Source organism: Paraburkholderia sp. GAS32, assembly GCF_050434225.1.
GTDB classification, from domain to species: Bacteria; Pseudomonadota; Gammaproteobacteria; order Burkholderiales; family Burkholderiaceae; genus Paraburkholderia; species Paraburkholderia madseniana.
Genome location: NZ_JBNPVS010000001.1, coordinates 284,112 through 308,280, shown reverse-complemented (window position 1 = coordinate 308,280; position 24,169 = coordinate 284,112). Strand labels below are relative to the sequence as shown.

Below are 24,169 nucleotides of genomic sequence, written 5' to 3'. Positions count from 1 at the left end.
ATTACGCAATAGGAAAAGCGCCAGCGTAATGGCTGGCGCTTGGAAGTTTCGGTGTATTACGATGTATTTATACATCGCAAGGCGTTGATGCTTAAAACACCGCCCTTACTGAATCCCCGGCCACTTGCTCGCGAACTATGTACCGTTAAGGTATAAGACTGCATGAGCCGGGTTTATTTACAGAACTAATACCGCTCAGCTCGAAACGTACGCTACATAAGGCCCCGTGCCCCCACCCGTGGACGCCTTGCCCGAAATGCCGTAGTACACGTGCCGGCCATAGAAGAACGGCATGCCGAAGTCGAACTGCCGCGACAAGTAGATACCGAGGTTATTGAACGCGTAATTCCCCGACGCGTTCAGCGTCGCTCCGTTTGCGATATTGAAACCGAGTGAGACACTCGCCGGACTGGTTGCCACCAGCGTTGACGTCCGCCCCACCGTCGTCGTCGGGATGTAGTATCCGGACGCGCTGTCAATCGGGATCGTCAAGTCGGGGAAGAACAACACCGTCGATCCGGAATCGAAGAACGTCTTCGTCAGCGTGGTGCCGCCGTAGCTCGACGCGAAGTCGCCGTTCCCGTTCGTCCTGATCAGCGTGGCGCTCGTGCCGTTCAACACGTTGTTGGCTTGCGTGTCGATACCGAACACCAGCGTACCTTGAGCCGTCGCGCTGCCGCTGTCGGAAATCTGGCCCATCTCCAGAATCACACCGTTGTTATCCTGCCCGAACTTTGTGACCGGATTGGTGATCTGTCCGGTTACGAGCACCGAGGTGGCCGTGCCGGCGTTGGTGTAGTAGAACGCCGACACCGCTGCGTTCTGGCATGCCATGCCGCAGTCATTCGGGCTCACGCCGATGCCGAGGATGCCGTTTGCGCCGATATCGGTCGTGGTGACCAGGGGGCGGCCAACCTGGCACTCGGTCGGCGCGGCCACGGTCAGTGCCGAATCGCCGATCACGTGGATGGGTACTTTCTGTGCAATCTCGCCCGAAAGCGCTACGTCCGCATAGTGGACGGAACCCCATGCGTAGCCGCTGCCGAACAACGCACATTCGGCGAGCGGCAGACCGCTCGGCTGGGCGAGTTCGGGTGCGAGCGCACTGAATGTGGCGGCCGGAATGGCTGAGCGAACCAGGCGCAATCCAAACGACGCGGTATCGACGATCACATTCGGGATCGTCGCGCAGTTGGCGGTGGCGTTGGTACTGTCGGTACAGATCGTGACGCTGACCATGGGCTGATTGTGGATGCCCGTTTGGCTGACCGTCACCGCTATCGTATTGCCGGGACCAACTGCAGTAGGCACCGCCGACGCATCCACCGCGAGGACGTTGGACGAAGAACCTGTTCCGCTCGACGTCGCCGGCGAACTTGCGCCGCCCGGTGCGTTTATCGATGTGTTGCTGTTGGTGCCACTGTTGCTACCCCCGCTACCGCCCCCACCGCAGCCAGCCAGACTCAGCCCGAGCGCCGCGGCAATGATCCATGCGATTTTGCGCACTTTTATTCTCTCGATTGATTTTTAACAGACTTACTTGATGTCGTTAGCGCTAACGCCTTGCGGCAACGCTTGCGGCAGATAGGCTCGACCCACGAAGGCGCCCATATGGCCGCCCGTTTCAACGACCAGAGCCGACTGACGCACGACGGCTGCGCCATAGCCGCCGCCTTGCGCTGCGTGCGCGTCGGTGAGTCCCTGCACGTAAGACGGGAAGTAAGTGGCGAGCAGCGTGTTGAGCGGCGGCATGGCGGGGCCTTCCCAGCTCAACGCAAACACGGTGTTGCCTGCCGCGATGTACTCGTTTACGACGGTGCCCGATGCAAGCGTGGTCTGACTCACGGTGTAAGTGGGCGAAGCCGCATTGGCGCTTGCAGCAAAGCGGGTCACCGCGCTGCCGCCCTGACTGGCCGCCCCTGCGCTGGTACTGCTGGCGGTCACGGGGTAGGTCGGTGCGCCGCCTAACCCTGCATACGCCGGAGCGACCGTGGTGAACGAGGCCGCGGCCACCACGAGCATTCGAAATTGGCTGATTATCATTTTTTGGTTTTCGACGTTTTTCGGAAAATGCGCGCGAACGTTTCCTCGCGCCCACGCGATATAAATACTAGCGCGCTTCGCTTCGATTAAAACAGACGAATAGCGTGGCGATTCGGGTTCTATTTGAAATTGAAAGGTAAGCCGCGGGAAACTGATAATGCGCAACACGGCGGACTGGCGAGTCCGGGCGCGCCGCGATCTCAAGCCTGTCCGGACGTTGAAATTCTGCCGAGCTTTTCGATCAGCACCGCAACGAAGGTTTCCGTGACGGGCGGCAGGGTCCTGCCGCGCTTCTTGATGAGGGCGATAGGGCGGGTGAACGCGGGATCGTCGATGGGGCGGACTATCAGTTCAGGTTCCGCTCTGACCTCGCGGGCCGACGCCGGCAGGATGGTCACGCCGAGCCCCGCGCGCACCATCGCGACCGCGCTCATCATGTAGGTCGGCTCGCACGCGATCTCCGGCATGGCGTGCGCGTCGGCAAACGCGCTGTCAACCACCGCCCGCACGCTCGTGCCCTGCGCGGTGAGCACGAGCGGGACCCTGGCAAGGTCGGCCAGCGTGATGCGTTTGCGGCGCGCCAGCGCATGGCGCTTCGGAAATACCGCCACCAACCGGTCGATGCCCGCATGCAGCACCTCGAAGCTGGCGTCGCCCAGTTCGCCGCCGGTCAAACCGATATCCACTTCTTCGTTGCGCACCAGCGTGTTGACCATGCTGGCGACCACGTCGCGCACATGAAAGCTCACGCGCGGCACGGTCTTCTTCAGGTCCTGCACGAGTTCCGGCAATACGCTCGCCGCGAAAGTGGGCAAGCACGCGATCCGCACCGTGCCGCTCGATCCCTCGCCGAGCGCACGCGCGTCGATCAGCACGTACTCCATGTCATGCAGGGATTTTTGCAAGAGCGGCAGCAGTTCGCGGCCGGTCGGCGTCAGTGCGACGTTGCGGCTGTTGCGATCGAACAGGCGCAGGCCGACCGTTTCCTCGAGGCGCCGTATTTGCACCGTCAGGGCCGGTTGAGAGAGATGCAGGCGCGTGGCCGCGCGCGTGAAGCTGCCTGTCTGCGCCACGGCGATAAATGCGCGAATGTCTCGAAGGTTCAGATCCATGATGGTTTGTAATAGCTGCGATCAATTCATTTCAATTGATTTATCGCCGCCTCGAACTTACGCTGGATCACAGTAAAAAACAACATCGGAGACAAGGACATGCTGCCACTGCTGGGGCTAGCCACCATCGTCGTGCTACTCGGCGCGATTCTGTCGAAACGGATGTCGCCGCTAGTGGCGCTCATCATCGTGCCGCTCGCCGCGTCGCTGATCGGCGGGTTCGGTTTTCAGACAAGCAAATTCGTGATCGACGGGCTCAAGAGCCTCGCGCCCGTCGTCGGCATGTTCGTGTTTGCGATTCTCTACTTCGGCACCATCACCGACGCCGGCACGCTCGATCCGATCATCGACCGCATTCTGCGCGCGGTCGGCACGCGGCCCACACGGATCGTGATGGGCACCACGTTGCTTGCGCTGCTGATTCACCTCGACGGTTCCGGCGCGGTGTGCTTTCTCGTCACGATTCCCGCGATGCTGCCGCTCTATGACCGCTTGAAGATGGACCGGCGCGTGCTGGCCGCGGCCGTTTCGATGGCCGCCGGCATCAATTTTCTGCCGTGGACGGGGCCGATGATCCGCGCGTCGGCCTCGCTGCATCTGCCGATTTCGGCGTTGTTCAACCCGCTGATCCCCGTGCAGTTGATCGGCTTGGTGTTCGTCTTCGGCGTGGCGTTCTGGCTTGGGCGGCGCGAGGAAAAGCGGCTCGGCCTCACTGCCGCGAACGGTTCCGCACCGATGCCAAAACGCGAGTTGACGCCCGAAGAGCAAGCCTTGCGCCGGCCGAAAAACTTCTGGTTCAACATCGTCCTGACGCTCGTCGTACTCGGCACGATGGTCGTGATGGGCGAGAAGATTCCGCCGGCCATCATGTTCATGGTCGGACTATGCATCGCGTTGATGGTGAACTATCCGAACGTCGACATGCAGCGCAAGCGGATCGACGCTCACGCGCGCGCTGCGTTGATGATGGCCGGCATTCTGCTGGCGGCCGGCGTGTTCACCGGCGTGATGCAGGGCAGCGGCATGCTGAAAGCGATGGCACAGGCGGCAGTCGGCTTCGTGCCGCCCGCCATGGCGGGCCACATCCCCGTCGCGCTCGGGCTGGTGTCGATGCCGCTGAGCATGCTGTTCGATCCGGACTCGTTTTACTTCGGCGTGCTGCCGGTGATTGCCGAAGTGGCCGGTCAACTCGGCGTGCCCGCCGTGCATGTCGGCCAGGCCGCGCTGCTTGGCCAGATGACCACCGGCTTTCCGGTCAGCCCGCTGACGCCGGCGACCTTCCTCGTGGTCGGCCTGTGCGGCATCGATCTCGCCGACCATCAGAAATTCACGTTCCCCCTGCTGTTCGGCGCGTCGATCGTCATGACGATCGCCTGCGTCGTGCTGGGGATATTCTCGTTGTGAGCTTGACTGTTTGACTGAATGGAAGCGACCAGCATGATAGCGACTCCACATAGGCAGCCGGTCCGAATCGGCGCGGGCGCGGGGTATTCTGGCGACCGTATCGAACCCGCGGTCGAACTGGCGGAACACGGCGCGCTCGATTACCTCGTGTTCGAGTGCCTTGCCGAACGCACCATTGCGATCGCGCAGCAGGCGCGCAGCAAAGACCCTGAGCTGGGCTACGACCCGTTGCTCGAAACGCGCATGGCGGCTGTGCTTCCCGCAGCGATTCGCAACGGCGTGCGGATCATTTCGAACATGGGCGCGGCCAATCCGCTTGCGGCGGCGCGAAAGACTGCCGGGATCGCGCGCGCGCTCGGTCTCGGCGACGTGAAGATTGCCGCCGTCACCGGCGACGATGTACTCGACGTCGTGCGGCAGGGCAATTTCCGTTTCGAGGAGTCCGGGGAAAGCGTCGCTTCGTACCGTGACCGCCTCGTGTCCGCGAATGCCTATCTCGGCTCGGCGGCGATTGTCGAGGCGCTTGCGGCCGGCGCGCAAATCGTCCTGACCGGACGTGTCGCCGATCCGTCGCTGTTCGTCGCGCCACTGATCCACGAGTTCGGCTGGCAGATGGACGACTGGCAGACGCTTGGCCAGGCGACTGTGACCGGCCATCTGCTCGAATGCGCGGGACAAATCACCGGCGGGTATTTTGCCGATCCGGGTTTCAAGGACGTGCCCAATCTCGCGAGGCTCGGCTTTCCCATCGCCGAAGTCGCGCCGGACGGCACGGTGGTCATCACCAAGCTCCCGCAGGCCGGTGGCCGGGTAACCGAGGCAACCTGCAAAGAGCAACTGATGTATGAGATTCACGATCCGCAGCGTTATCTGCAACCGGACGTGGTCGCCGATTTCACTCAGGTGCGTGTCATGCAGGAAGCGCCGGATCGCATTCGCGTGAGCGGCGGGCGCGGTACGCCGCGTACCGATACGTTGAAGGTGTCGGTCGCTTACTTCGACGGCTATATCGGCGAAGGGCAGATTTCATACGGCGGTCCCGGCGCGCTGGCGCGTGCCCGGCTTGCACTCGATATCGTGCGGGAAAGGCTTGCCCTGACGGGCGTCGAAACGCGTGAATTACGCTTCGATCTGATCGGCGTGAACGCATTGCATGGCGACACGTTGGCTGCCGGTCACGCCGAGCCTTATGAAGTGCGAGCACGGGTCGCCGGGCGCGCTGAATCGCTGGCGCAAGCAGTGCGGATCGGCAACGAGGTAGAGACGCTTTACACGAACGGCCCGGCGGGCGGTGGCGGCGTGACCAAGTCGGCGCGCGAAGTCGTCGCGGTGCAATCGGTATTGTTGCCGCGCGAGCATGTCAAGCCGGCATTCTCGCTGGTGGAGGCGTGACATGAAACTACGTGAGTTTGCTCATTCTCGGACTGGCGACAAAGGAAACACGCTGAATATTTCCGTCATCTGTTATGACGCGAAGCACTATGAGCATCTGCGAGCGGTGTTGACACCGGAACGGGTCAAGGCACATCTGAACGACGTGGTGCGCGGCGAAGTCGTACGTTATGAACTGCCTGGTATCGCCGCATTCAACTTCGTACTCGGCCATGCGCTCGGCGGAGGTGTGACGCGTTCGCTTGCGCTCGACGCGCACGGCAAATCGTTGAGTTCGGCGTTGATGGGGCTGGAGGTGGAAGCGCCGACTGCAGGTGGAAACGCTCCAGTTCTGTAGTTCGCTGGCATTGCCGCCGCTGCTGCATATCGCTAGCCTGACCTGAGGCCCTAAGTTCAAGCTTCGAGGGCCATGTCTCGTCCACGTGGGTGACAGTGGCGGTCTCCATGTTCACGGCATCGTCTGTGTCGGCGAGCGCTGTCAGTTCGTTCGCCGAATCGCCGGGCATTCGGCTCAGCCACTCGCCCTGCTCAACTCGTGCGCGCGCCGAAGTCTTTCGCGGCTATTGCTCAGATGCATGCGCATCGCGGCGCGCGCATCATCCGCGTCCTGGCGTTCGATGGCCCGATAGATCATCTGATGCTCGCTGAGCACGTTGCGCAGGTGCTCGATATGGTCGAGCTCCGCGATCTCGGCGGTGCCGAGCCGCGTGCGCGGGCTCACCGCGCGGCCGAGTTGACTGAGCACGTCGAAGAAGTAGCGGTTGCCGCTCGCGCGCGCGATCTGCAGATGAAACTCGATGTCGTGCGCCAACGTATCGGTACTTCCCCGTTCGAGTTCGGACTCGAAGCGCTCCAGTGCGGCGCGAATCTGCTTGAGATTCTGCTCGGTGCGTCGCGCTGCCGCGAGCGCGGCCGAGGCTGCCTCGACGTCGATGCGAAATTCGATGATCGCCATCACGTCCAGCATGCTGGAGAGGTCGGCGGCAGGCAGTTGCATGGACTGTTCCGTGGCCGGCTCCAGAACGAACGTGCCGATGCCGTGACGCGTCTCGACCACTTTGGCCGCCTGCAGGCGCGAGATTGCCTCGCGAACCACGGAGCGGCTCACCGAAAGCTGCTTCATCATCGCGACTTCTGTCGGGATGCGGTCTCCGGGCCGCAGGCTGCCGCGGCGGATTTCATCGGAAAGGGTGGCCACCACCTTCTCAGTTAGGCTGCTCATCTCGGTTGCTTATGGACTAATCGGCTGGGAATTCACACGTTGCGAGTGCGAGTGACGTCGTGTGGCGTCTCGACATAGTCATCATAGCGTCAGTCCGAAAGGTGACGATTTGAATCTCGTGTTCCCGATGCGGGCGGTGATGACTCGTTATCCGGACCTAGGCGGCACAGCTTGCAAGTCTTTTGTCATGTCATCGGACGTCTTAATTCGATTCTACAGCTTCAACGACTGCTGTGGCGCTGTGACGGCTGCATCTCGGTATATACAGCTTGCATGGCAGGGTAAACACCCCATTGGAATCGGTGAATGGAACGGGGTAGACTGTCGTCAGACAACGTATCACGCATTTTAGGACCGAATCGCCCGGCCTGCTCGAATGTGCTGCGGTGCGTTCGATCAGGCCGCTGGAATGGCCGGAACTGGAGACAACCTTGACATCTGCTCTCACCGCCGCCGCTGACCCGCTTGAGTCCGCGGTCTCGAAGGTCAAGCGGCACGTGCTGCCGCTCTTTCTGATTATGTTCATCGCGAACTACATCGATCGCGTGAACATCGGCTTCGTCAATTCCCACATGCAGACGGACCTCGGCATCGGCGCTGCCGCCTACGGCCTCGGGAGCGGGTTGTTCTTCGTCGGCTACGCGCTGTTCGAAGTGCCGTCGAACGTATTGATGCAGAAGTACGGTGCGCGCGCCTGGCTGACCCGCATCATGGGCACCTGGGGGCTGGTCGCGGCCGCCATGGCGTTTGTGTGGAACGATACGTCCTTCTATGTGTTGCGATTCCTGCTCGGCATCGCCGAAGCCGGCTTCTTCCCGGGTGTGGTGTTTTACTTCACGCAATGGCTGCCGCAGAAAGAGCGGGGCAAGGCCGTGGCGGTTTTTCTCTCGGGCTCCGCGCTTGCGTCGGTGCTGTCCGGTCCGATCACAGGCAGTCTGTTGTCGATTCGCGGCCTTGGCCTGCACGGCTGGCAATGGATGTTTCTCATCGAGGGCGGCTTCTCGATCGTGCTGTGCGGTGTTAGCTGGCTGCTGCTGAAGTCGCGCATTCGCGATGCCTCCTGGCTGACGGCCGAGGAGCAGACCGTTCTCGAAAGCGCGATCGCCGCGGAGCAGGCCGAGCGCGAGGCGCACGGCGGCGCGCATTTGCCGGCCGTGAAGCTGCTGAAGGATCCGCAGATTCTGCTGTTCTGCTTCCTGTACTTTGCGATTCAATTGACCATTTACGCGGCCACCTTCTGGCTGCCGACGATCATCCGCAAGATGGGCGGACTCTCGGACTTCGAAGTCGGCATGTTCAATACCATCCCGTGGCTCATCGCCATGGTCGCGATGTACTGCTTCGCGGTGTTGTCCGCGAAATGGCGTTTCCAGCAGGCGTGGCTGGCGGTGGCGCTCGTCATTGCAGCGTGCGGGCTGTTCGCTTCGACGTCGGGTAATCCTGTGCTGTCGTTCGTGGCAATCTGCTTCTCAGCGATCGGTTTCAAGGCCGCGGCTTCGCTCTTCTGGCCGATCCCGCAGGGTTATCTGGACGCACGCGTTGCTGCTGCCGTCATCGCGCTGATCAATTCGGTCGGCAACCTCGGCGGGTTCTTCGCACCGGCTGCTTTTGGTTATCTGCAGCAGCACACCGGCTCGATTACCGGTGGTCTGTACGCCTTGGGCGTGGCTTCGCTGATCGCCGCGGCGGCCGGCTTCCTGACCCGCAATCGCCGTGTGAACCGCGACGCGTTGACGGAGCCGCTTCATAGCAAAGCGCATTGAATTGTCGATCGACCGCCGCCAGTCGGCTTACTCATTTACCTGGTCCCCAATCATGTCCACTAACTCATCCCAATCGAACGCCACGCCGATCGTGACCGAGCTGCGCGTCGTGCCCGTCGCCGGCCGTGACAGCATGCTGATGAATCTGAGCGGCGCGCATGGCCCGTTCTTCACGCGCAATATCGTCATTCTGCGCGATAGCGCCGGGCATACTGGAGTCGGCGAAGTGCCGGGCGGCGAGAGCATCCGCAAGACGATCGACGACGCGCGTCCGCTGGTTGTCGGCCAGTCGATCGGCAATCTTCAAGCGATCCTGAACAAGGCGCGTACGCAGTTCGCCGATCGCGACGCCGGCGGGCGCGGCCTGCAGACTTTCGATCTGCGCACCACCATTCACGCGGTGACCGCACTCGAAGCCGCGCTGCTCGATCTGCTCGGGCAGCATCTGGGCGTCCCTGTTGCGGCACTGCTCGGCGAAGGCCAGCAACGCGACGAAGTGGAAATGCTCGGTTATCTGTTCTATATCGGTGATCGCAAGAAAACCGATCTGCCCTATGACAGTGGTGCGGAAGGGCGCGACGACTGGGAGCGCGTTCGCACCGAAGAGGCCATGACCCCCGAGGCGGTGGTGCGGCTTGCCGAGGCAGCGCAAGCGCGCTATGGCTTCAACGATTTCAAGCTCAAGGGCGGCGTGCTGCCGGGCGACGCCGAAATCGAAGCGGTGACGGCGCTCGCAGAACGCTTCCCCAATGCCCGCGTCACGCTCGACCCGAATGGCGCATGGTCGCTCGCGGAAGCGGTGCGCCTGTGCCGCGATCAACACGACGTGCTGGCTTACGCGGAAGATCCATGCGGCGCGGAAAACGGCTACTCGGGCCGCGAGGTGATGGCCGAATTCCGCCGTGCGACCGGTTTGCCGACGGCGACCAACATGATCGCGACCGACTGGCGCCAGATGGGGCACGCGATCCAGTTGCAGTCCGTGGACATTCCGCTTGCCGATCCGCACTTCTGGACCATGCAGGGCTCAGTGCGCGTGGCGCAGATGTGCAACGAGTGGGGGCTGACCTGGGGCTCGCATTCGAACAATCACTTCGACATTTCGCTTGCGATGTTCACGCATGTCGCGGCTGCTGCGCCCGGCAAGATCACGGCGATCGACACGCACTGGATCTGGCAGGACGGTCAGCGCCTGACGCGCGAGCCGCTGCAGATCGTCGGCGGCAAGGTCAAGGTGCCTCAGGCCGCCGGCCTCGGTGTCGAGCTGGATATGGACGAGATCGAGAAGGCGCACGCGCTGTATCTGCAGCATGGCCTCGGCGCACGCGACGACGGCGTGGCTATGCAGTACCTGATTCCGAACTGGAAGTTCGATAACAAGCGCCCGTGTCTGGTGCGCTGAGTTTCCTCATGATCTGAGCGGCGCTCCGTGCGGCCGCCCGCTTTTACCGACTATTCACGTTATGACCTCACCCCAAGAACTCAAAGCGATCGTTTCCGAAGGCCTGCTGTCCTTTCCGGTGACCGACTTCGACGAACAAGGCGATTTCCGCGCCGATACCTATGCTGCGCGCCTCGAATGGCTCGCGCCCTATGGCGCGACCGCGCTGTTTGCCGCCGGCGGCACGGGCGAATTTTTCTCGCTGACCAAAAGCGATTACACGAACGTGATTCGCACGGCGACCGAGACCTGCCGGGGCAAGGTACCGATTCTTGCCGGCGCGGGTGGCCCGACGCGCGTGGCGATCGACTACGCGCAGGAAGCCGAACGTCTCAGCGCAAGCGGCGTGCTGTTGATGCCGCACTATCTGACCGAGGCATCGCAGGAAGGGATTGCCGCGCACGTCGAGCAGGTCTGCAAGGCGGTGAAGAACATCGGCGTGATCGTTTATAACCGCGCGAATTCGAAGCTGAATGCGGACATGCTCGAGCGTCTCGCGGACAGTTGCCCGAACCTGATCGGCTTCAAGGATGGTGTGGGTGAAATCGAGGCGATGGTGACGATTCGCCGCCGTCTCGGCGACCGTTTCTCGTATCTCGGCGGCCTGCCGACCGCGGAAATCTACGCCGCGGCTTATAAGGCGATGGGCGTGCCGGTGTATTCGTCGGCTGTGTTCAACTTCATTCCGAAGACGGCGATGGATTTCTATCGCGCGATTGCTGCAGATGATCACGCAACTGTCGGCAAGCTGATCGACGAATTTTTCCTGCCGTATCTGGCGATCCGCAACCGCCGTCAGGGCTATGCGGTGAGTATCGTGAAGGCCGGCGCGAAGCTGGTCGGCCACAGCGCCGGTCCGGTGCGGGCGCCGCTGACCGATCTGACCGAAGAAGAAATGGCGCAACTCGACGCGCTGATCAAGAAGCTCGGCGCGCAATAAGTGGCGCAATAAACGGCGCAGGTAGTGGCGGAGATTTCGCCGCCCTCAACTCCGGCGAAACACAACGTGCGAGATGCGCTGCACGAGCAATGCGGCCGCAAGTGCCGCCACTGCCGTCAGCCACACGCCAATATGAATCGACTGCACGAGTGCATCGCGTGCCGTGTCGATCAGCGCCAGCGTATTGAGTCCCGACGTCTTCGTATCCGCAATCAGTTTCAGGCGCACCGTTTCATCGATCAGGATGCGCAGATCGACGAAGCGCGGCCGCCATTGCGATGCGGCCGGCTCGCCGAGCACGCTCATCGTGCGCGTGACCACGTTGCGGTAGTGGTGCTGCACCACGGTTGCCACAATGCTGGTGCCGAGCATCCCACCCACCATCCGCGTGGACTGCAGCAGTGCCGTCGTGATGCCGAAGCGTTCACGCCCGGCAATCTCCTGGCCGAACACGTTCAGATTGTTCAGGATGAAACCCAGGCCGATGCCGACGGCCGCCATCGGCAATTCGATCCACACGTGCGGTGTCTCCGGATTGGCAAACGCCAATGCGATCGCTGCAAACAGCAGCAGCGCAAAACCGATCGACAGAATCCGCGTGGGCTTCTTCATGTGAATGACGATGCGCGTATTCAGCAGGCTGCCGAGTGCGATGCAGGCGGCAATCGGCGTTGCGAGCAGGCCGGCCTGTTGCGGCGACAGTCCGAAGCCGCCTTGCAACAGCAGCGGCGCGAAGAAGATCAGCGAGAACATCACGAAGCCGGACAGGAAGCCGAGGATGAACAGCGTGACGAGTTGCGCGTCCTTGAACAGGTCGAGCGGAATGATCGGATGCGTGGCGCGCTTCTCGCACACCAGCAACGCGATGGCGCCCACGATCACGAAAGCCGCCAGCGCCAGGTTGCCGGCCGTCAGACCGTCTTTCGGCACGGCTTCGATGAAAGCCTGCAGGCCGCCCAACACGATGGCGACCAGCGCCGCGCCAAGCCAGTCGATCTTGACCTCGCCCTCGTGCGGCCGCTGGAAGTTGGGCAGATGCGCCCAGATGAAATAGAGCGCCGCGGCGCCGACCGGCAGGTTGATCAGGAAGGTGGAGCGCCAGCCCCAGTGCTCGCTCATCCAGCCACCCAGCGACGGACCCGCCGCGGTGCCGATCCCGTACGCGGCCGCCATCACCACCTGCCAGCGCACCCGTGCGCGCGGATCGGGGAAAAGATCCGGGATCGACGCGAACGCCGTGCCTACCATCATTCCGCCGCCGACCCCTTGCAGACCACGCGCGATGACGAGGAACAGCATGTCGTTCGCCACGCCGCAGAGCACCGACGCCACCGTGAACGTGATGACCGCGGCGATCACGAAACGCTTGCGGCCGAAATAGTCGCCGAGACGGCCGAACACGGGGACCGTCACCACCGACGCCAGCAGGTACGCGCTGGCAATCCACGCGTAGTACTCGAAGCCATGTAGTTCGGCGACAATCGAGGGCAACGCGGTGCTGACGACGGTCTGGTCGAGTGCGACCAGCATGTTGACGAGGCCGATGCCGAGCATCGCGAGCAGGGCGTTTCGGAAAGGCAGGGCAGTCGCAGTCGGATTCACGGGGCTGGGAAAGAAGGGCTTGTCAGGGTAGGCGCTGCGCGGCAGGGCGCGGCCAGGGTCTTGACCACTATTGTGTCTTATAGTTGTCTGACCTCTCGCCCGGCGATTATACGGGTTTCCCCTTACATAAAACTATTCTCAACGGCAAGAAGTCGCCAGGAGGCCTTCAAGAACGACAGCACGGTGCCGACAATGCGTATGGAAGTTTTGCGAAGGAAAATCTTGCGCGCTCGCGGCACATCGGCGACGCATTGAAGCGGTAAAACATCCCGGAATATGTGATAAAAGTCAGGTCTTTAGAAAAAAGCCTGACTGGACATGCCGTCGGATTGTGATCACGGATAAGAACTTAACTGGGCGTCGTTCCGCTACGGAGGCGTTGTGATTCGAAACTGGCTTGGCGGGGTGTTGTTTGCAGTGTGTTTCGTCAGCAATGCGTTCGCAGGCGGGCCGGATTGTTCCCGGCCGTTTACGCTTGCATTGCACGACCATGGGCTGCTCTATTCGCTCGACACCGATACCGGTATCGACAAAGACTTCTCCGATGAGTTGATCCGGCGTAGCGGTTGCCAGATCAAGGTCAGTCTGATGTCACGCGCACGTATCTGGAAACTGATCGAGTCGGGCGCACTCGACTTCAGTCTTTCTGGAATCGCGAATGACGAACGCAATCAATATGCTTCGTTTGCGTGGTACTTCAGTAATAAATACTATCTGCTCGTGCGCAAGGACGCCGGTATCCATAACGTCGCGGACTTCGAAAACAATAAACGCGCCCAGCTCGGCGTGATCCGCAGTTTCCGCTACAGCACCTCGGCCAACGAACTGGTCGACAGACTGACGTCGGAAAACCGGGTAAGCCTCGCGGGCGGGCTCGAACCGCTTTACCAGGCGCTTATTCTTCGACAGATTCAGGGCATGATTATCGAGCCCTTCGATTACCCCGCGCTGGACGAGAAAAAGATCCGCGACGTGACGACGATCGTTGAGTTCAACGATCCTTCGGTGCCGCACGGTCTGATCATGTCGAAGAAAGCACTCCCGGCCGCCGAGCGGGAGAAGTGGCGAGCGCTGGTAGATGAAATGCGTGCTGATGGAACGGTGCGCCGTATTTTCGAAAAGTACTTCAGGCCGGATCTGGCCGAGTCCATGGTCAACTTCAAGGCGTCGCCGTGATCCGGCTGCGCTCTGTCCTGCTGCCATTGCTGGTGTTGTCCGCGTCGCTTGGCGTGACGTGGACAGTGTGGGATCACGAACGGCAGGCGACTCGCAAAGAGCTTCGCACCCAGTTTGATTACACCGTGAGTGACGTAGTAAGCCGCGTCGAACAGCGGATGGCGACCTACGAGCTGATGTTGCGAGGCGTGCAGAGCCTGTTTGCCGCGAACGGAATGATCGATCGCGACAGGTTCCGGCGCTATGTGAGCGCGCTCAATCTTGACGCGAACTTTTCCGGGGTCCACGCCGTGGGTGTGGTCGAATGGGTGCCCGCGGCGCGTAAGGCGGCCCACATAGCGGACATGCGCGAGAGCGGCGTTCCAGACTACACGATTTATCCCGACGGGCTGCGCGAGGACTATGCCCCGGTCGTTCAGCGCGAGCCCTTTGTTGGCCTTGCACGCAGCTCGCCCGGTTTTGACGCCTGGGGCGAGCCGGTGCGGCGCTCGGCGTTGGAGAAAGCCCGCGACTCTGGCCTCGCGGTTCTCTCGGGAAAGGTGCGCCTTTCGGTCGACATGGATGCGGACCCCCGGCCCGGCTTCATCCTGTATCTTCCGATCTACGCTTCCGGCAAAACGCAGGACAACGTCGCGCAGCGTCGGGCGAACATTGTCGGCTGGGTCTACGCATCGTTCCGTATGCACGATGTGATGGCCAGTCTCTACGGCGAACAGCCCCGTGGCGTCTCGTTGGCGATTTACGATGGCGTGGAGCCGTTGGAGGCAGCGCTGCTGCATCGCACTTCAGAAGCAAACAACCGGCATGCGCCCGCGCTCATCTCCGCAAACGAATATCTGGTTGTGGACGGACACGACTGGATGCTGTCGATGAGCGCCTCCGACGAGTTTCGATCCCGGTTAGGGCGTAATGCGGAGGTGCTAATTGCCGGAACCGGCACGGGGTTGAGTCTGCTGCTGGCGCTTCTGACCTGGCTCATGATGACAGGGCGGGAGCGTGCCATGCGCCTCGCTTCGGCGATGACGCGGGAGTTGCGCGAGAACGAAGAGAAATTTCGCGCCATTGCCGACTGCACGGTGAACCTGGAAATCTGGTGGGGACCGGACGGCACACCGCGCTGGATCAATCCCTCGGTTGAGTACTACACGGGCTACACGGTTGCCGAATGCATGGCAATGCCTGATTTCGCCCGCACGCTCATCCATCCGGAGGACATCCCGCGCGTTGCGCCGGAATTCAAAAAGGGGCTTCAGGGTTCGCGCGGCGACGATCTCGAGTTTCGTTGCGTGCGCAAGGATGGATCGCTCCTCTGGCTGTCGGTCTCCTGGGTGCCGATCAGCAATCAGAGGGGTGACTTCGTTGGTTTTCGGACCAGCGGCCGCGACATCACGGAGCGCAAGAAGTCGGAGGAGAAAATCCTGGAACTTGCCTTCTATGACACGCTGACGCGCCTGCCCAATCGCGCGCTTCTTCTGGATCGGCTGAGACAGTCAATGGTAACCAGCCGGCAGAACAGGGTTTGCGGCGCCCTCATGTTCATCGATCTTGACCACTTCAAAACGCTGAACGATACGCTTGGGCACGACAAGGGCGACCTGCTCCTGCGACAGGTCGCGTATCGCCTGTCGAGCAGCGTCAATGAGGGAGACACGGTTGCCCGGGTCGGTGGCGACGAGTTCGTTGTAGTGCTGGGCAATCTGAATCTGGACGAGGCCGAGGCGACCATGGAAACCGTGGCGGTGGGAGAAAAAATTCTCGCCGTGTTGGGGAACGCCTACGAGCTCAACGGTGTTCGGTTCCGAAGCACCGCCAGCATAGGGGTCACCGTATTCAATGGGGACCAGACGTCCACCGACGAGCTTTTCAAGCAGGCCGATCTCGCCATGTATAAATCGAAGGAGCGCGGCCGCAATGCCATGTGCTTCTTCGACCCCGCGATGCAGACGGCGGTGCTGAAGCGAGCCGAGCTGGAGGTGGGGCTGCGCAACGCCATCGAGGAGAACCGGTTTGTTCTTCACTATCAGGCGCAGGTCGTTGACGGCAATCACATAACCGGTGCGGAAGCGCTGGTGCGTTGGGAGCATCCTGAGCGCGGCCTGATACCGCCAGGCGAGTTTATCCCGCTCGCGGAGGAGTCTGGGCTGATTCTCGAGATGGGGCGAACGGTATTGGTGTCCGCATGCACCCAGTTGGCAGTATGGGCGACGCGGCCATCGATGGCGCATCTGTCGATGGCCGTGAACGTCAGCGCCCGGCAATTTCGCGAGCCCGACTTCGTAGACACTGTGCTTGACGTCATCAACCGGACTGGGGCGAGGGCGGACAGGTTGAAGCTCGAGCTGACCGAGAGTGTTCTCGTTGAGAACGTGCAGGACATTATCGAAAAGATGACCGCCCTTCGCGCTCGAGGCGTGACCTTTTCGCTGGATGACTTCGGGACGGGTTACTCGTCGCTGTCTTACCTGAAAAGATTGCCCTTGGACCAGTTAAAGATTGACCGGTCGTTCGTGCGCGACATCCTGGTCGACTCCAACGACGCTGACATCGCGAGAACGATCGTGGCGCTGGCCCGAAGTTTTAACCTGGGTGTCATCGCCGAGGGCGTCGAAACTGAAGCGCAACGAGATTTCCTGGCAGTCGCAGGATGCCACGCCTATCAAGGGTTTCTCTTTTGCAAGCCGCTGCCGATTCAGGGTTTCGAGCAGTTTGTGAACCTGTTCAGCTCCCGCAGCCGGAGGGACGTTCGGTCGACGGGGAGTGACGGGAGAAACGTCGGTTCGGGTACGGTAAGCTGATCAATCGATCGGTATCGTTATGACGCCCCGATCCTGGCTAACGTAATGGCACGTTCGGGGCATGCAGTCACGCACAAGCCGCACGCCCGGCACGCATCGGCGTTTGGCGTGTACGCGACTTTCATTCCATGTACGCGCAGCTTGAATTTGTGCAGCGCGCCCAATTGCTGGTAGTCGGCCTTATCGATCCGGCGGATGTCGAAAACGTTCTCCGGACAGACTACCGCGCAATCGCCCTTGCCTTCGCACCGTTTCAGATTGACCACGGGAGCAATCACGCCGGCGGCCTGTTTGCATGCGGATGTGGATGTCGAAGCGGTGCTCATGCGCGATCCTCCGGGCGCTTGCCGTCAACGGACGACAGGTTCTTCTGAAAATTTTCGCGCTCCTCGGGCGTCATCCGTTCCCAGCGGCGCCAATGCCGGCGTCCGTGGCAACCGCCGCGTCCTCGAAATCCGCCAAACAGAATCCGGCTTAGAATCAGCAGGCCCATCGCGTGCGGAAAATCGATCGCACGGCCGCCGATGAATAGCGCCGGGATCACCCAATTCCATAGCGCCATCACCATCCATCCCAGCACGGCGATGCCCACCAGAACCAGCAGTGCCTTGCCGAAGCATCTCAGTTTGAAACTCATCTATCTGCTCCTTTAGATATCCAGTTCGTCATACACGGCTTGCAAGCGAACGCGCAGATGCAGGACCGCGTAACGCTTGCGTGCCAATAGCGTGTTCACGCCGACACCGCTCTCGGAGGCGAGCTCCTTGAAGCTGCGCCCCTCCAGTTCATGAGCGACGAACACATCGCGCTGATCCGCCGGCAATTCGTTGAGCGCGTCTTGCAGGGCTTCCAGCAGCACCGACCTTGCATAGAGGGCTTCCGGGCCGGCGTCCGTTGCCGGGAGGGCGAGATCCAGTCGATACTCGACGTCATCGGCGGCGTCGACCATGTCGGCCAGCGGTTGCTCCCGGCGCTTGCGAAAGCGGTCGATGATGCGGTTGCGCGCCACGCGGAACAGCCACGCGCTAACCTGTTCGATCGGCGCAGGGAGACGGTAGGCTTGCACGAACTCGTGAAAGACATCCTGCAAGATGTCTTCAGCGTCGCCCTGATCGTGCACGCGACGCCGGATGAAATTCCCGAGCTGCGTACGCTCACGCAACACAGTTGCAGTGATGTCGGTATCTCGTTCGATCATCGATTTCGGGGTGCGCGGCGGTTCCATACGTCTGTAGACGGTTCACGATCAGGAATATTGTGGGCGCCGCGAAAAATGGCGTTATTACGCCGGTGGCAGGGGTGTTTGGTCCGAAGACGGTGATATCGGCCGTTCGCTGCGCGGCCAGATTCTAGAACCGCTCCACCCTGAACGGCTGGGTGTCCACGAGCGTCTCCTCGTGGGTCATCATCTCGGCGATCAGCCGGCCCGTAACCGGGCCTAGCGTCAGCCCGTGGTGCGCGTGACCAAACGCGAACCACAAGTCTTTGTGACGTGTCGCGGGCCCGATAATCGGCATCATGTCGGGCGTGCAGGGGCGCCGTCCCATCCAGGGTTCTTCGTCGAGACGCTTGCCCAATGGAAACAGCGTACGCGCAATCGGCTCGACCGCGGCGAGCTGCGTGGGCGTTTTGGGCGCATCGCAGTGCGCGATCTCCGCTCCCGTGGTCAAGCGGATGCCTTTTGCCATGGGAGCCAGCACGTAGCCCTTCTCGACGTCCAGAACCGGATGATTCAGGCGAGCCCCTGCCTCGGGTGCGTAGTGCATGTGGTACCCGCGTTTGACGGCGAGCGGCAAGCGATACCCGAGCCGCGAACTCAGGCGATCCGACCACGGCCCCAATGCGACTACCGCTGATGAAGCCGTGATCGTTCCCGCTTGCGTATCGACCGCCCAACCCTCGCGAAACGAGTCCGCATCGCCGATGAAAATCCGTCCCCCCAGCGCTTCGAAATACTTCGCGTAGGCGGTAACGAGTGCGTTGGGATCGCTCACGGAATCGGATGCCGAGTAGCGCAAGCCGCCCGTCAGCGCTTTGTCGAGATCGGGCTCCTTCTGTTGCAGGCGGCCCGCATCCAGTGATTCGAACTCGACGCCATATTCCCGATGCCACCGTTCAGCGACCCGGGTTTCCGCGTCCCATGCTTTTTCGGTGCGAAACACCTTGATCCAGCCGGTGGGGCGTAATAACGCGCTCGCGCCGGCCTCGGCCGCCAGCGCGCGGTGCTCGTCCACGCAATGCTCGATCAGCGTCGCGTACGACTTCGCGATGGCGGCGTGTTTGGCCGGGTGAGAATTGCGCCAGTATTGCCAAAGAAATGGTGCGGTCTTGAGTATGGCGTCGGCATGGTAGCGAACGTCCGGCGACTGGTTGCGCGCGTACCGAAGCAGGGTGCCGAGGTCGCGTGGAAAGGCATAGGGGTACACGCCTTCGCGCTGGATCAGCCCGGCGTTGCCGAACGACGTTTCGTTGCCGGGCTGCTTGCGGTCGACCAGGGCGACGCTGCGGCCGCGTTTCTGGAGATGCACGGCAACGCTCACGCCGACAATGCCTGCGCCGAGCACGACGGTATCGAATTTTATTGTGGTCATGAATTTACCTGTTGCCGGTTACGCCAGCCGCGCCGTTGCAGCGAATTCTACATGGCCGGACTCATTGAAAAGGAAGGGCAGAGCGACGTGGGACGGAGGCATTTATGCCACCAACTGCCGCCCGTTGATGCAGAGTGTGTCAGAGTAACGACTCTCACTCGTGGAGCGACCTCGCATGACTCGATTACCAATTGCCGACCGATGGTTCGAACTCAAACGCATCAGCGACGACATCACGCTGCTTTGGGAACCTCATGTCGTCCCGCTGATGCGTTGCAATATCTGGCATGTGCGTGGCCGTGACCGGGATCTGATGATCGACACGGGGATGGGTATCGCCAGTCTGCAGGATGCCGCGAAGCACCTGCTGCAGAAGGACGTCACCGCCGTTGCGACGCATACGCACTCGGATCATATCGGCGGACATCATGAGTTTGAACACACGCTGGTTCACGAGCTGGAGGCAGACAACCTGCGTGCGCCGCGCGAGCGCGGCACCCTTCTGGCATCGGTATTGGGCGACGCAGCCATTCGCCGGTATCGCGAAGCAGGCTATCCGTTCGACGGCGATCTGATCACGGCCCTTCCCAGCGCCGATTACTCGATGTCCGACTATTGCGTGCGGGCCGCAACGGTCACGGAGATCGTCAAGGAAGGGAACATCGTCGATCTCGGCAACCGGCATTTTGAGGTCCTGCATCTGCCCGGCCACTCACCGGGCAGCATTGGCCTATGGGAAGCGGCATCCGGCACGCTGTTCTCGGGCGATGCGATTTACGACGGCCCGCTGCTGGATGAGATAGGTGGCGCGGATATTCCGACCTATGTGCGCACTATGAAGCGGCTGCGCGAATTGCCCGTGCAAGTGGTTCACGCCGGGCACGACGGGAGCTTCGGGCGAGAACGGCTGATTGAGTTGGTCGACGCCTATCTGGCTAAACGCACCTGATCACTGGCCGGCTCGACAAACTGGCGCGTGACCTGCCGGACTTCGCGCGCCAGCAAACGGTTGGCGCACGGTCCAACTCGACAGCCCGTCTTACGCGTCTTTCAGCCAGGGCATTTCCACCGGTGACACCACCAGATGCCGGGACTCCCGTTTCAGTTCGAAGATGAACCCGACCAGGATCATGGAGTCGGCATACGGGATCGGGAATACGTGAGGATTTTCCGCGGTGCGCAGCGGGTGGGCGGGCGTGTTCGCCGTCGTCGCGGCGTTCTCGCGGACGCTTTCCAGTTCGTCGACCATTGCCTGACCACTTACTTTCAGGACACGGCTACGCAGGTCGCTGAACGGTTCGATGCGCGCCCCGTCTTCGTTGTATTCGGGCACTTCATAGATGAACCAGGACATGTGCGTCTCCAAGGAAAAGGGCAAGTATTCTAGCAGTGGGCGTAACGCATCCCCGTTTTCCTCACTCTGGAAATCGGGTTACGCTCAGTCCCCACAACGACAAACAGACTGAGACAAAAGTCTCATCCGGAATGATGGTGCACTGCAATGTGCTGTTCCGGAACCCGCATGTTAAAAGTCATCCTAAGCGTGCCACTGAATGACGATGCGCGCCGAGCCGACCGGAGACATTCATGCCCTATGTTCCGCAAGTGAGACACATCGATCGGATCCGCAGGTTGATCGAAGGCCGAATGCCTGATCGCGGCGGCGATGCTACGCGGCTGACTTCGTCGTATTGGCGCTCGCTCGAGCAATATCATCTCGATCCTGACCTGACAAAGGGGCCGCGGATTCTGACCGTGCCCGAACTGCGCGACGTACAGCATCGGGAAGAATCGGTTTTACGGGCGTCGGGAGAATGCCTTTCGCGTCTGCATGAGACGGTTCGCGAAGCGGACTACTGCGTGATGCTCACCGATGCGCAGGGCGTGACGATCGATTATCGCGTTGACCGGGATCGTCGCCACGATTTCAAACGAGCGGGATTGTATTTGGGCTCCTGCTGGTCCGAGCAGGAAGAGGGAACTTGCGGCGTCGCGACGGTGCTGCTCGATTCCCAACCGATCACGGTTCATAAGACCGATCACTTTCGGGCCGCCTTTACCACGTTGACCTGCAGTGCCTCGCCCATCTTCGGGCTGGAAGGCGAACTGATCGGCGTGCTGGATGCATCGGCGATTCGCTCGCCCGACGAACGCGAAAGCCAGCGTCTGATCAACCACATCGTGCGTCATAGCGCAGTGTTGATCGAGGACAGCTTCTTTCTCAACGCGACCACGCATTACTGGGTTTTGCTGGCGCACCGCAATCGTCACTACGTGGAGGCCCAGCCGGAAATTCTGATCGCATTCGATGCGCACGGAAACGCAATTGCGGCAAATCGCCGGGCAAAAGAGTGCGTGCCGGGCCTCGATCGGCTGCCGCGACCTGTCTCCGAGCTCTTCGATGTCCGCGCCGAGCGTCTTCTGGATGTCAGACCAGGCCGCGACATGGTCACGATCAAATTCGCGGGCAACGGCTCGCCGCTCTATGCCCGCGTTCGTCCGCCCGTCATTCGCGCACAACGGCAAGCTGCGCCGAAGCCCCGCAATCCCGCGCCTCAGGCGCAACCCACACTCACCGATATCGACGCCCTTGAGCGTAATCGCATCGTCGCCGCCCTGACGGATGCGAAATGGCATCCGGACGAGACAGCCAAAGCCTTGGGCATGTCGCGCGCGACGCTTTACAGACGGATCGCGAAGTTCGGCATTGTCCCGCCTCACCGGCGCTAGCGGTCCACGCTTATCCAGCGGGCAAAGAACCCGCGTATTACTTCGACGTTTCACCAATCCGTATCGAATGGAGGAGCAACCATGCCTGAAAATAATGCAAGCAAGATTATCGGAAATGTTCTGGAATCCCTGGAGTCAGCGCTTAAACGCGGTGATACCGCTGCGGCCGTCGCGTTGTTTCAGCCTGAGTGCTATTGGCGCGATCTGGTTGCGTTCACCTGGAATATCAAAACCATGGAGGGCCGCGACCAGATCGGCGCCATGCTCGATGCGCAACTCGGCGCCATCAAGCCGACCAGGCTGCGGATCGCCGAAAATGAAGTGCCGACCGAAGCCGGCGGTGTAGCCCAGGCCTGGATCACCTTCGAAACGGAAGTTGCCCGCGGCAGCGGTTTTATCCGCGTGAAGGATGGCCTGATCTGGACTTTGCTGACCACCATGGGCGAGCTGAAAGGCCATGAGGAACCCAAAGGCAACCGTCGTCCGATGGGTGCGGAACACGGCGCACGCATGGACCGAACGAGCTGGAAGGAGCGTCGGGAAGCCGAAGCGCAGGCGCTGGGTCGAGCGGAGCAGCCCTACTGTTTGATCGTGGGTGGCGGGCAGGGTGGAATTGGACTGGGCGCGCGTCTGCGGCAACTGGGTGTGCCGACGATCATCGTCGATAAGAATCCCCGTCCTGGCGACCAGTGGCGTAACCGCTACAAGTCACTGTGTCTGCATGATCCGGTGTGGTACGACCATATGCCTTATTTGCCGTTCCCGGATAACTGGCCGGTTTTCACACCCAAGGACAAGATCGGCGACTGGCTCGAGATGTACACCAAGGTCATGGAATTGAACTATTGGGGATCGACTATTTGCAAGTCCGCGCGCTATGACGAAGCGAAGGCGGAATGGGTGGTCGAGGTCGAGCACGACGGCGAGACGCTGACCTTGCGGCCGAAGCAGCTTGTGCTTGCCACGGGCATGTCGGGTAAGCCGAATATTCCCTCGTTCAAAGGCATGGATGTGTTCAAGGGCGAGCAGCATCATTCGTCGAAACACCCGGGACCCGATGCGTACAAGGGCAAGAAAGTGGTCGTGATCGGCGCCAATAATTCGGCGCATGATATTTGCGCGGCGTTGTGGGAAGCGGGCGTCGACGTCACGATGGTTCAGCGGTCGTCCACGCATATCGTGAAGTCAGATTCGCTGATGGAACTTGCTCTTGGTGATCTCTATTCCGAGCGCGCGGTGGCGTCTGGCATGACGACGTCGAAAGCCGATCTGACGTTTGCGTCGATCCCGTACAAGATCCTGCACACGTTTCAAAAACCCGTGTGCGATGCGATCAGGGAGCGCGATGCCGAGTTCTACGCGCGACTGGAAAAGCGCGGTTTCATGCTCGACTTCGGGGATGACGACTCGGGGCTCTTCATGAAGTATCTTCGGCGCGGGTCGGGTTACTACATTGATGTTGGCGCCGCCGACCTTGTAGCGGATGGCAAGATCAAGTTGAAGAGTGGTGTAGATGTGGTCGAACTTAAAGAGCACTCTGTTTTGCTAAGCGACGGCACTGAGCTGGAGGCGGATCTCGTCGTCTATGCAACCGGTTACGGATCGATGAACGGCTGGGCCGCCGATCTCATCTCGCGTGAAGTGGCGGATAAAGTGGGCAAGGTGTGGGGGCTGGGTTCGAATACGACGAAAGATCCGGGGCCGTGGGAAGGCGAGCAACGCAACATGTGGAAGCCCACGCAGCAGCCTGCCTTGTGGTTTCATGGCGGCAACCTGCATCAGTCGCGCCACTACTCGCAGTATTTATCTCTGCAATTGAAGGCGCGCATGGAGGGAATTGCGACGCCGGTTTATGGCCTGCAGGAAGTGCATCACCTTTCCTGACGTTGGTGTGTCGTTGATGCGCGCGCTCCTTACGGCCCAGTGTTAAGACGGCCGGATGGGGGAGCGACGCGCAT

General features: G+C 61.1%; 21 protein-coding genes. 11 read left to right on the top strand and 10 right to left on the bottom strand.

All coding sequences use genetic code 11. The features are described 5' to 3' along the window. Positions 1-195: 195 nt before the first annotated feature. From P3T25_RS01425 to P3T25_RS01415, 3 genes are all read right to left on the bottom strand, one after another. Positions 196-1,506 carry a DUF3443 family protein gene (locus tag P3T25_RS01425; protein ID WP_429357294.1) on the bottom strand — a complete coding sequence of 437 codons (1,311 nt, stop codon included), beginning with the start codon at positions 1,504-1,506 and terminating at the stop codon, positions 196-198. A 30-nt stretch (positions 1,507-1,536) separates the two neighbouring features. After that, positions 1,537-2,043 (bottom strand): DUF2844 domain-containing protein, encoded by a 507-nt coding sequence (locus P3T25_RS01420; RefSeq protein ID WP_233464774.1) that lies wholly within the window; start codon positions 2,041-2,043, stop codon positions 1,537-1,539. Between the two features lie 200 nt (positions 2,044-2,243). After that, complete coding sequence (locus P3T25_RS01415) at positions 2,244-3,155, bottom strand: LysR family transcriptional regulator (protein WP_429357293.1); 912 nt, start codon at positions 3,153-3,155, stop codon at positions 2,244-2,246. Between the two features lie 99 nt (positions 3,156-3,254). Between P3T25_RS01415 and P3T25_RS01410 the strand changes: the two genes are divergently transcribed. From P3T25_RS01410 to P3T25_RS01400, 3 genes are read left to right on the top strand one after another with little or no spacing between them, the layout of a single operon-like run. Then, positions 3,255-4,559: a CitMHS family transporter gene (locus P3T25_RS01410; protein ID WP_154559217.1), complete on the top strand. Its 1,305-nt coding sequence runs from the start codon at positions 3,255-3,257 to the stop codon at positions 4,557-4,559. A 33-nt stretch (positions 4,560-4,592) separates the two neighbouring features. Continuing rightward, positions 4,593-5,951: an acyclic terpene utilization AtuA family protein gene (locus P3T25_RS01405; RefSeq protein ID WP_171925926.1), complete on the top strand. Its 1,359-nt coding sequence runs from the start codon at positions 4,593-4,595 to the stop codon at positions 5,949-5,951. Position 5,952: 1 nt separating this feature from the next. Beyond that, positions 5,953-6,288, top strand: a complete 336-nt coding sequence (locus P3T25_RS01400; RefSeq protein ID WP_429357292.1) for an AtuA-related protein — start codon at positions 5,953-5,955, stop codon at positions 6,286-6,288. Positions 6,289-6,462: 174 nt separating this feature from the next. Here the strand turns inward: P3T25_RS01400 and P3T25_RS01395 are convergent, their stop codons facing one another. Beyond that, positions 6,463-7,173: a FadR/GntR family transcriptional regulator gene (locus P3T25_RS01395; protein WP_154559214.1), complete on the bottom strand. Its 711-nt coding sequence runs from the start codon at positions 7,171-7,173 to the stop codon at positions 6,463-6,465. A gap of 431 nt (positions 7,174-7,604) precedes the next feature. On the opposite strand from P3T25_RS01395, the gene P3T25_RS01390 reads away from it, so the two are divergent. From P3T25_RS01390 to kdgD, 3 genes are all read left to right on the top strand, one after another. After that, entirely contained in the window at positions 7,605-8,936 is a 1,332-nt protein-coding gene (locus P3T25_RS01390) for an MFS transporter (RefSeq protein WP_171925927.1), read from the top strand. Positions 8,937-8,988: 52 nt separating this feature from the next. Further along, a complete protein-coding gene (gene gudD, locus P3T25_RS01385) occupies positions 8,989-10,338 on the top strand; it encodes a glucarate dehydratase (RefSeq protein WP_154559212.1) in 1,350 nt (449 codons plus the stop codon). 61 nt (positions 10,339-10,399) lie between these two features. Next, positions 10,400-11,317 carry a 5-dehydro-4-deoxyglucarate dehydratase gene (gene kdgD, locus P3T25_RS01380; protein WP_154559211.1) on the top strand — a complete coding sequence of 306 codons (918 nt, stop codon included), beginning with the start codon at positions 10,400-10,402 and terminating at the stop codon, positions 11,315-11,317. 45 nt (positions 11,318-11,362) lie between these two features. On the opposite strand, the gene P3T25_RS01375 is transcribed toward kdgD, so the two are convergent. Next, positions 11,363-12,871 carry an MFS transporter gene (locus tag P3T25_RS01375; protein WP_154559234.1) on the bottom strand — a complete coding sequence of 503 codons (1,509 nt, stop codon included), beginning with the start codon at positions 12,869-12,871 and terminating at the stop codon, positions 11,363-11,365. Between the two features lie 429 nt (positions 12,872-13,300). Between P3T25_RS01375 and P3T25_RS01370 the strand changes: the two genes are divergently transcribed. Next, complete coding sequence (locus tag P3T25_RS01370) at positions 13,301-14,095, top strand: substrate-binding periplasmic protein (protein WP_168435607.1); 795 nt, start codon at positions 13,301-13,303, stop codon at positions 14,093-14,095. Then, positions 14,092-16,890: a bifunctional diguanylate cyclase/phosphodiesterase gene (locus P3T25_RS01365; RefSeq protein WP_429357291.1), complete on the top strand. Its 2,799-nt coding sequence runs from the start codon at positions 14,092-14,094 to the stop codon at positions 16,888-16,890. Before P3T25_RS01370 ends, P3T25_RS01365 begins: the two co-directional genes overlap by 4 nt. A 17-nt stretch (positions 16,891-16,907) precedes the next feature. On the opposite strand, the gene P3T25_RS01360 is transcribed toward P3T25_RS01365, so the two are convergent. From P3T25_RS01360 to P3T25_RS01345, 4 genes are all read right to left on the bottom strand, one after another. Then, entirely contained in the window at positions 16,908-17,216 is a 309-nt protein-coding gene (locus P3T25_RS01360; protein ID WP_154559210.1) for a 4Fe-4S dicluster domain-containing protein, read from the bottom strand. Further along, the gene (locus P3T25_RS01355) at positions 17,213-17,527 is read right to left on the bottom strand and encodes a hypothetical protein (protein WP_154559209.1); all 315 of its coding nucleotides are present in this window, start codon (positions 17,525-17,527) and stop codon (positions 17,213-17,215) included. The genes P3T25_RS01360 and P3T25_RS01355 overlap by 4 nt, the downstream gene beginning before the upstream one ends. Positions 17,528-17,539: 12 nt before the next feature. Continuing rightward, positions 17,540-18,115, bottom strand: coding sequence for an RNA polymerase sigma factor (locus P3T25_RS01350; protein ID WP_429357290.1), 576 nt, complete (start codon positions 18,113-18,115; stop codon positions 17,540-17,542). A 124-nt stretch (positions 18,116-18,239) separates the two neighbouring features. Beyond that, a complete protein-coding gene (locus tag P3T25_RS01345) occupies positions 18,240-19,472 on the bottom strand; it encodes an NAD(P)/FAD-dependent oxidoreductase (protein WP_171925991.1) in 1,233 nt (410 codons plus the stop codon). Between the two features lie 184 nt (positions 19,473-19,656). On the opposite strand from P3T25_RS01345, the gene P3T25_RS01340 reads away from it, so the two are divergent. Further along, the gene (locus P3T25_RS01340; protein WP_154559206.1) at positions 19,657-20,430 is read left to right on the top strand and encodes an MBL fold metallo-hydrolase; all 774 of its coding nucleotides are present in this window, start codon (positions 19,657-19,659) and stop codon (positions 20,428-20,430) included. 90 nt (positions 20,431-20,520) lie between these two features. Here P3T25_RS01340 and P3T25_RS01335 read toward each other — a convergent pair whose 3' ends face one another. Continuing rightward, a complete protein-coding gene (locus tag P3T25_RS01335) occupies positions 20,521-20,835 on the bottom strand; it encodes a helicase (RefSeq protein ID WP_154559205.1) in 315 nt (104 codons plus the stop codon). Between the two features lie 233 nt (positions 20,836-21,068). Between P3T25_RS01335 and P3T25_RS01330 the strand changes: the two genes are divergently transcribed. Both P3T25_RS01330 and P3T25_RS01325 read left to right on the top strand, forming a co-directional pair. After that, entirely contained in the window at positions 21,069-22,211 is a 1,143-nt protein-coding gene (locus tag P3T25_RS01330) for a sigma-54-dependent Fis family transcriptional regulator (RefSeq protein ID WP_154559204.1), read from the top strand. Positions 22,212-22,292: 81 nt separating this feature from the next. Continuing rightward, positions 22,293-24,095, top strand: coding sequence for an NAD(P)/FAD-dependent oxidoreductase (locus tag P3T25_RS01325; protein WP_154559203.1), 1,803 nt, complete (start codon positions 22,293-22,295; stop codon positions 24,093-24,095). Positions 24,096-24,169: the final 74 nt, after the last annotated feature.